The organism is uncultured Cardiobacterium sp., from assembly GCF_938028185.1.
Lineage (GTDB): Bacteria > Pseudomonadota > Gammaproteobacteria > Cardiobacteriales > Cardiobacteriaceae > Cardiobacterium.
Window position 1 is genome coordinate 1 of sequence record NZ_CALJAH010000130.1, and the last position, 7,397, is coordinate 7,397.

Genomic DNA, 7,397 nt, shown 5'->3' on the forward strand with positions numbered 1-7,397 from the left:
GGTGGTCTGGAAGTGCCGTTGGCCAATGCGTTGTATGCGGCTGGTATGCGCGTCGGCATCGCCGTAAATCAGCGCGCCGGTTGTAACCATTTCGGTATAAAGGAAAGCGTGGCGGCTAAAGAGGCGGTGCAGGGCGCGGCATTCGGCGGTGGTCCAATCGAGCATCGGCGCTACGCAGAAACGGTGCGGGTTGCTCATGCGCGCACCTGTCCCGTGCCGTGCACGATGTATTTGTAGGTGGTCATTTCTTCTAGCCCCATCGGCCCGCGCGCGTGCAGTTTTTGGGTGGCAATGCCCATTTCGCAACCAAGCCCGAATTCACCGCCGTCGGTGAAGCGGGTGGAGGCGTTGATGTAAACGGCGGCGCTATCAACGTGCGCGGCGAAGTAGTCGGCGGCGGCTGTGTTGTTGGTAACGATGGCGTCGGAATGGTGTGTGCCGTGCGCTTCGATGTGGGCGACGGCGGCTGCGACGGAATCGACGATTTTCACGGCGAGGATGTAGTCGGAAAATTCGCTGTCAAAGTCGCTATCAGCAGCGGGCGTGCCGTCAATCAGAGCAAGGGCGGCAGCGTCCAGGCGCAACTCTACCGGCACAAGCCCTTGCGCCTGCCGTGCGGCGACCAGACGTTGCTGCAACTGCGGCAGGAAGGCGGCAGCGATGTCGCGCTGCACCAGGCAGACTTCGGCGGCGTTGCAGACCGAGGGGCGGCTGGTTTTGGCGTTGTCGATGATGTTTAGCGCCATGTTCAAATCGGCGTCGCGGTCGATATACACGTGGCAGATGCCGGTGCCGGTTTCGATAACTGGCACGCGCGCGTTTTCAACGACGGCGCGTATCAGCCCGGCGCCGCCGCGCGGGATGAGCAGGTCGAGGTAGCCAGTGGCTTGCATTAGTGCCTGCGCGCTGTCGCGGCTGGTGTCGCTAACGAGCTGGATGCAGTCGGGTGAGATGTCGCCGCCGAGGGCGCTTTTCAGCGCGGCGACGATGGCAGCGGCGGAATGCCAGGCTTCTTTGCCGCTGCGCAAGACCACGGCGTTGCCGCTTTTTAGCGCCAGCGCGGCGGCGTCGGAGGTTACATTCGGGCGGCTTTCGTAAATGATGCCGATGACGCCGAGCGGCACGCGCGTTTTGCGCAGAACGAGACCGTTCGCCAGCGTGCGCGTTTCCAGGGTTGCGCCGACCGGGTCGGGCAGAGGGATGAGGGCGCGGATGCCGTCAGCCATTGCTGCGAGGCGCGCGGCGTCGAGGCGCAGGCGGTCGAGCATTGCCGGCGATAAATGCGTGGCAGCGGCTGCCATATCGGCGCGGTTGGCGGCAAGGATGGCGTCTTGTTGGGCGAGCAGGGCGTCCGCCATTGCGGCGAGGGCGCGGTTTTTCGTGGCGCTGTGGGCGGTATTGACGCTTTTTTTCGCGCGCTTGACCTGTTCGAGCAGGGCTTGGGTGCTGTGCATGGGGTTCTCCTAGATTTCGTGCAGGAACAGTTCGAGTTCGGGGGTAACGGTTATCCAGTCGTCGCGGTGGATAACCACGCCTTGCGGTTTGGCGGTAGCAAGCAGCGCTTGCAGCTCGCTGTGCCCGCTTTTTACCCGCCCTTTACCGAGGATGTGGCCGCCGTCGGCGTTGTATACCGTAACTACATCGCCGGCGAGAAATTCACCTGCCACCGCGCTGATACCGGAGGCGAGCAGGCTTTTTTCCGCCTGCACCAGCGCTGCTTCCGCGCCCGCATCGACGCGCAGCGCGCCCCGGCTTGCCGCGTAAAACGCCAGCCATTGTTTCTGCGTTTTCATCGTTTTTTGTGCGGCAAAGAGGGTGCCGTTGTCCTGCGCGGCGGCGGCTTGTAACAGCGCGTCGTTTTGCAGCGAGGAGCAGATGTAAACCGGCACGCCGGCGTGCGTGGCAAGGGTGGCCGCCTTGATTTTGGTGAACATGCCGCCGGTGCCGTTGGCGCTGCCCGCGCCGCCTGCCATCGCTACCAACTCGCTGCTGATGTGTTCGACGTGCGCAATGCGCTTGGCGGCGGGGTCGTGCTTGGGGTTGCCGCTGTAGAGGCCATCGACGTCGGTGAGCAGCACCAGCAAATCGGCCTGCATCATTCCCGCCACTTGCGCACTCAAGGTGTCGTTGTCGCCAACTTTCAACTCCGCCACCGCGACCGCGTCGTTTTCGTTGATTATCGGCACGGCGCGGCGGTTGAGCAGTACGGTCATCGCCTGGAAGGCGTTTTGGTAGCGGCGTTTGTCGGCGAAATCGTCGCGGGTGAGCAGGATTTGCGCCGAGATGATGTTTTTTTGCAGGAATTGCGCGGTGTATTCCTCCAAGAGCAGACCTTGCCCGACCGCCGCCGCCGCTTGTTTGTCGGCAATGTGCGTCGGCCGTTTTTTGAAGCCGAGCGAGGAGTAACCCGCGGCGACCGCGCCGGAGGTAACCAGTATCAGCTCATGCCCGGCATCGTGCAGCGCGGCAAGCTGGCGGGTGATGTTTTGCAGCTTGCCGCGCGACAGGCTGCCATCGGCGTGGGTCAGCGAGCTGGTGCCGACTTTGAAGATGATTCTGCGGTGGTTCATGGTGCTGCTCCTAATATGGAAACGGGCTTGCCGCGATTATACATATAGGGTAGCGGGGTTCGTGTATGTATAGCGAAACACCGTATGAAGCTTTCGGTGTATCGCTATATTTTGTAGGTCGGGCATTTATGCCCGACCTACTGCTGCGAGGGATGCAAACAGCGCTTAGCCGGTATTGCGTAAGCCGGCGGCGAGCGCGTTGATGGAACGGATGAGCGGGTCGTTGATGTCCGCGTCTTCGTTGTTTTTCGCGCGGCTGCGGCGCAGGAGTTCGATCTGGATGTGGTTGATCGGGTCGAGGTAGGGGTCGCGCCAGCGCAGGGATTCGGCGAGGCGCGGCTGGTGCTCCAGCAGGTGGCGCTGTTTGAGGATGGTGTTGAGGCCGGCGAGGGTTTTTTGGTATTCGTCGCCGATGGCGGCCATTACCGTTTGCCGCAGGGTTTCGTCGGCACAGAGGTGGCTGTAGGCGTCGGCGGTCGCCAGTTCGGTTTTGGCAAATGCCATTTCGATGTTGCTGATGAAGGCGTCAAAGAATGGCCATTGTTCGAGCATTTCGTCGATGAGCGGCAGGTCTTCGGCGCGGATGGCGGCGAGCGCGCTGCCGACGCCGTACCACGCGGGCAGGGTGAAGCGGGCGAGCGACCAGCCGAACACCCACGGGATGGCGCGGATGGTTTGTTTGGTCGGTGTGCCTTTGCGGCGGTGCGCCGGGCGCGAGCCGATGTTGAGCAGGCTGATTTCGCGTACCGGGGTGGTGTCGGCAAAGAATTGGTAGAGGCCTTCGGTGCGGTCGGTGAGGTCGCGGTAGCGTTGTTCGCAGGCATCGGCGAGGCGTTCGGCCAGTTGTTCGTATTGGGCGAGTTTGGCCGGGGTTTTGGCAAAGCGGGTGCTGCTGGCTTTCAGCGCGCCGGTGATGCCCATGGTGAGTTCGTACACCGCGGTTTCGGGGTTGGCGTATTTGGCGTAGAGGACTTCGCCTTGTTCGGTGAATTTGATTTCGCCTTGCAGGGTGCCGGGCGGTTGTGCGGCGATGGCGTGGTGGGTGGAGCCGCCGCCCCGGCTGACCGAGCCACCGCGTCCGTGGAAGAGGCGGGTTTTGATGTGGTAGCGGCGGGCGATGTCGAGGATGGTTTGTTGGGCGCGGTAGAGTTGCCAGGCGCTGGTGAGGATACCGCCGTCTTTGCTGCTGTCGGAGTAGCCGAGCATGATTTCCTGGGTGTCGTTTTGGCTTTTGAGCAGGGCGCGATAGGTGGGGTTGTCGAGCAGTTGTGGCAGTACGGTGTCGATGTTTTTCAGGTCTTCGATGGTTTCAAAGAGTGGCGCGATGGGCAGCGCGGCGTAGGGGCGGCCTTCGCTGTCGATGCCGGAGAGGCCGGCGAAGCGCATCAGGAACAGCACTTCGAGGATGTGGCTGGCGCGGTTGGTCATCGAGATGTTGTAGCTGCCGAAGGTGCGCGCGCCGACGAGTTCGCGCAGGCGGGCGATGGTGCGCATTAGCGCCAGTTGTTCTTCGGTTTCGGGCGAGAGGTTTTGTTCGTAGAGCAGCGGCGCGCCGGGGGCGGCGATGAGCTGGCTGAGGATGGCAAGGCGGCCGGCTTCATCCAGCGCGTTATAGTCGGGCAGGTTCGGCGCGTGGGCGAAGAGGTCGGCGACGACGTTGGTGTGCCAGGTGGATTCTTGGCGGATGTCGAGTGATGCCATGTGGAAGCCGCAGCTGCGCACAAGGCGGATTAAATCCTGGATGTCGCCGCGTGCCTGGTCGGGGTCGTGTTGTTTTAAGGAATTGCGGATGAGGATGAGGTCGTCGAGGAAGGCTTCGGCGTTGGGGTAGGCGTGTTCGGCAGCGGCCTGGTCGGCGCCCATGCTTTGGATGTAGCGGTTGGTGTGCTGGATTTTGGCACGCATCAGTGCGAGCAGGCGGCGGTAGGGTTCGTTGTTGTAGTCTTCGGGGTTGTAGTCGAAGACGGTGACGCCGAGGCGGGCGTAGTGTTCGTTGCGTGCTTCGATGGCGGGGTCGATGGCGACGATGCTGGCGCAGTGCAGCAGGCGTTTGCGCAGGTGTTTGAGTTGTTTGCTGTAGTAGCGCAGCACGTTGTCGGCGTGCATCAGCACCGCCTGTTCGGTGGTCTCAAAGGTGACAAAGGGGTTGCCGTCGCGGTCGCCGCCTATCCAGGAGCCGAAGCGCAGCAGCGGCGGCAGCACGATGTGTTGCAGTTCGGGGTAGATGTCGTTGAGCGCGCTGCGCAGGTTGCGGTAAACCTGCGGGATGGCCTGAAAGAGGCTGACGTTGAAGTAGTGCAGGCCGTTGTTGATTTCGTCGTAAACCAGCGTTTTGCGGGTGCGCACTTCGTCGGATGACCACAAGAGGTCTATCAGGTCGGCGATTTCTTTTTCGGCATGGATACGCGCCGGGCTGTTGGCGGCGGTGTGGTCAAGGGTTTCGCAGTGGCGGTAGATTTCTTGCAACACGCTCATGGTGGTGCGGCGGCGTGCTTCGGTCGGGTGTGCGGTGAAGACGGGGATGAAGCGCAGTTGTGCGATGAGTTCGCCGAGCTGTTCCGGGGAGAGGTCGTTGTCGCGGCATTGTTGCAGGGTGTGGCGGAAGGAGCCTTCCCAAAGGGCGCCGCCACGCGCGCGCATATCGGCGCGCTCCTGCCGCAGCAGGTCTTCTTCGGCGAGGTTTGCCAGCGAGAAGTAGAGGCTGAAGCCACGGATGACGTTTTTCAGGCGGTCGTTGTCGAGCGCGGCGATGGTGCGCATCAGCGCGGCGCGGCGCTCCGGGTCGGGGTTGTTGCGCTCTTCGATAAAGCCCTGGCGCAGGTATTCGATGGTTTGCAGGGTGTCGCTGCCTGCCTGGCGTTCGATGACTTTGCCGAGCAGGTTGCCGAGCAGGCGGATGCGTTCGCGCAGTTGGTCGGGGTTGGGGGCGGTGGGCATCATGATGATTCTCCTCTGTTACTGAAATGTCCGGCGCGGGATATTAAACTTTTTTTATAACGTTCTCACGGTTTTTTGGGCGGAGCCGGGCAGGGCGCGGAAATCGGCGCACGCGGTTTTTCGCGTCATTTCGCGGCGGTTGGCGGGGATTTTGTCGCGCCTGGCGGCACGTTCGCTGTGGTTCAGTGGCACGGCGGTACACACGCTGCCGCCGAAGGCGCGGGCGCGGCGCATTGCCGCGTTGCCGCAGAAGTTGCCGGATGCGGCGGATTTTCTGGTGCGCGAGCTGGTGATGCTGGGGCGGTTTCCCTGGCAGGGCTGGTTGCAGCGGCCTTCTGCCGAGGATGTTGCCCGCGTCGAGGAGGCGATGGCGCAGACGGATGTGGCGCGCTTGGCCGCGCAGCCGGTGAATACGCTGTCCGGCGGCGAGCGGCAGCGGGCGTGGCTGGCGATGTGTCTGGCGCAGCAGAGCGAGGTGCTGCTGCTCGATGAGCCGCTGGCGGCGCTGGATATTGTTTATCAGGTCGAGGTGCTGCAATTGGTGCGGCAGCTCATCGCCGCGCGCGGGCTGACGGTGGTGGTGATTATTCATGACATCAATCTGGCGGCGCGTTTTTGTGATGCGCTGATTGCGCTGAAGGGCGGGCGGCTGTGCCGTTTTGCCCCGGTCGGCGAGGTGATGTCGGCAGCGGCGTTGCAGGAGGTCTTCGGCGTGCGGTTGCATTTGCTGGATCATCCCGACGGCAAGCACCGGGTGGCGGTGGTATGAGGGCGGTCTTTTTTGCGCTGCTGGCGGCGTGTGCGTTTGAACGGGTGATTACGCCGGACTGGTCGCTCGCCTCCAGCCTGACCGCGATGGGTTTTCCGCCGCTGGCGATGGGCGACAAGCGGATTTATCCGGTGTGGATGAGCGACCCGGTGCAACCGCCGTCAGTGGTGGATTTGGGCGAGCGTTACCGCCCGAACCGCGAGCTGTTGGCGCAGTTGCCGTTTTCGCGGGTGGTGGACAATTTTTTCTACGCGCATTTGCGCGAGGTCTATCCGCCGGGTGTGCTGGTGGTCGATGTGCTGTTTGATGGCGGCAATGAGGCGCCGCAGCAAAGCTGGGCGACGTATGTCGCGGCGACGCAAAAGCTGGGCGATGCCATCGGCGAGCGTGCGGCGGCGGAGGGTTATTTGCAACGGGTCGAGGCGGCGCTGGCGGGCTACGGGCGTGAGATTCGCGCGGCGGCGCCGGAGGTGAAGCGTTATGCGGTGGTGCAGTTTGCCGATGCGCGCCAGTTGCGGATTTTCGCGCCGAACAGTTTGTTCCGCGTCGCTTTTGCGTTGATGGGGCTGGAGCAGGCGGATTTGGGCGCGGGCAACCGCTGGGGCAGCCGCCTCATCGCTCTGCCGGAGCTGGCGCAGTTGCCGGAGGATACGTGTCTCATCATCGTCGGCCCGTTCCCGCAGATGACCGAGGCGGAGCTGGCGCGCAGTTATTTGTGGCGGCGCATCGGGTTTGGCCGCGAGCACTGTTTGCGCAAAATTCCGGCGGTGTGGCTGTTCGGCGGGCCGGAGTCGGTGGAGCTGTTTGGCCGCTATTTGCGCGGGGCGATGGCGGGGGATGATGCGGCGCCGCTTCATCATTTACATACACCATGAGCGCTCAGGTGTATGTAAATGATGCTGTTGCCCGGTGTTGTGCAATGGCACACGGGACAGCCCCGGAGCGTACCGCCAGCGCACCCTATCGCGCACTATCCTGCATCGGCGGCGACTTCAAGGACGCTACCCCTCCCCAACCCTTTCTCGCACTTCGCGCGAGCTGTTCCAGTCCCGCTGCGGACGCTGGCGCGTCCTGCGAGGGAGGGGGCAGATGGATTGTAGTCGCGACAACGGTTGCCGAAT

General features: G+C 62.9%; 7 protein-coding genes. 2 read left to right on the forward strand and 5 right to left on the reverse strand.

The features are described 5' to 3' along the window. From Q0349_RS04020 to Q0349_RS04040, 5 genes are all read right to left on the reverse strand, one after another. A partial coding sequence (locus Q0349_RS04020; protein WP_298079591.1) for a tRNA-dihydrouridine synthase occupies positions 1–198 on the reverse strand: 198 nt, incomplete at its 3' end. After that, positions 195–1,454 carry a glutamate-5-semialdehyde dehydrogenase gene (locus tag Q0349_RS04025; RefSeq protein WP_298079592.1) on the reverse strand — a complete coding sequence of 420 codons (1,260 nt, stop codon included), beginning with the start codon at positions 1,452–1,454 and terminating at the stop codon, positions 195–197. The genes Q0349_RS04025 and Q0349_RS04020, both read right to left, overlap by 4 nt. A 9-nt stretch (positions 1,455–1,463) precedes the next feature. After that, positions 1,464–2,570: a glutamate 5-kinase gene (gene proB / locus Q0349_RS04030; RefSeq protein WP_298079593.1), complete on the reverse strand. Its 1,107-nt coding sequence runs from the start codon at positions 2,568–2,570 to the stop codon at positions 1,464–1,466. Positions 2,571–2,735: 165 nt separating this feature from the next. Further along, positions 2,736–5,510 (reverse strand): phosphoenolpyruvate carboxylase, encoded by a 2,775-nt coding sequence (gene ppc / locus Q0349_RS04035; protein ID WP_298079594.1) that lies wholly within the window; start codon positions 5,508–5,510, stop codon positions 2,736–2,738. 51 nt (positions 5,511–5,561) lie between these two features. Then, complete coding sequence (locus Q0349_RS04040; protein ID WP_298079597.1) at positions 5,562–5,741, reverse strand: hypothetical protein; 180 nt, start codon at positions 5,739–5,741, stop codon at positions 5,562–5,564. Between Q0349_RS04040 and Q0349_RS04045 the strand changes: the two genes are divergently transcribed. Both Q0349_RS04045 and Q0349_RS04050 read left to right on the forward strand, forming a co-directional pair. After that, positions 5,659–6,276, forward strand: a complete 618-nt coding sequence (locus Q0349_RS04045; RefSeq protein WP_298079595.1) for an ABC transporter ATP-binding protein — start codon at positions 5,659–5,661, stop codon at positions 6,274–6,276. The genes Q0349_RS04040 and Q0349_RS04045 overlap by 83 nt on opposite strands. Further along, positions 6,273–7,151 carry an ABC transporter substrate-binding protein gene (locus Q0349_RS04050; protein WP_298079596.1) on the forward strand — a complete coding sequence of 293 codons (879 nt, stop codon included), beginning with the start codon at positions 6,273–6,275 and terminating at the stop codon, positions 7,149–7,151. The genes Q0349_RS04045 and Q0349_RS04050 overlap by 4 nt, the downstream gene beginning before the upstream one ends. Positions 7,152–7,397 lie beyond the last annotated feature (246 nt).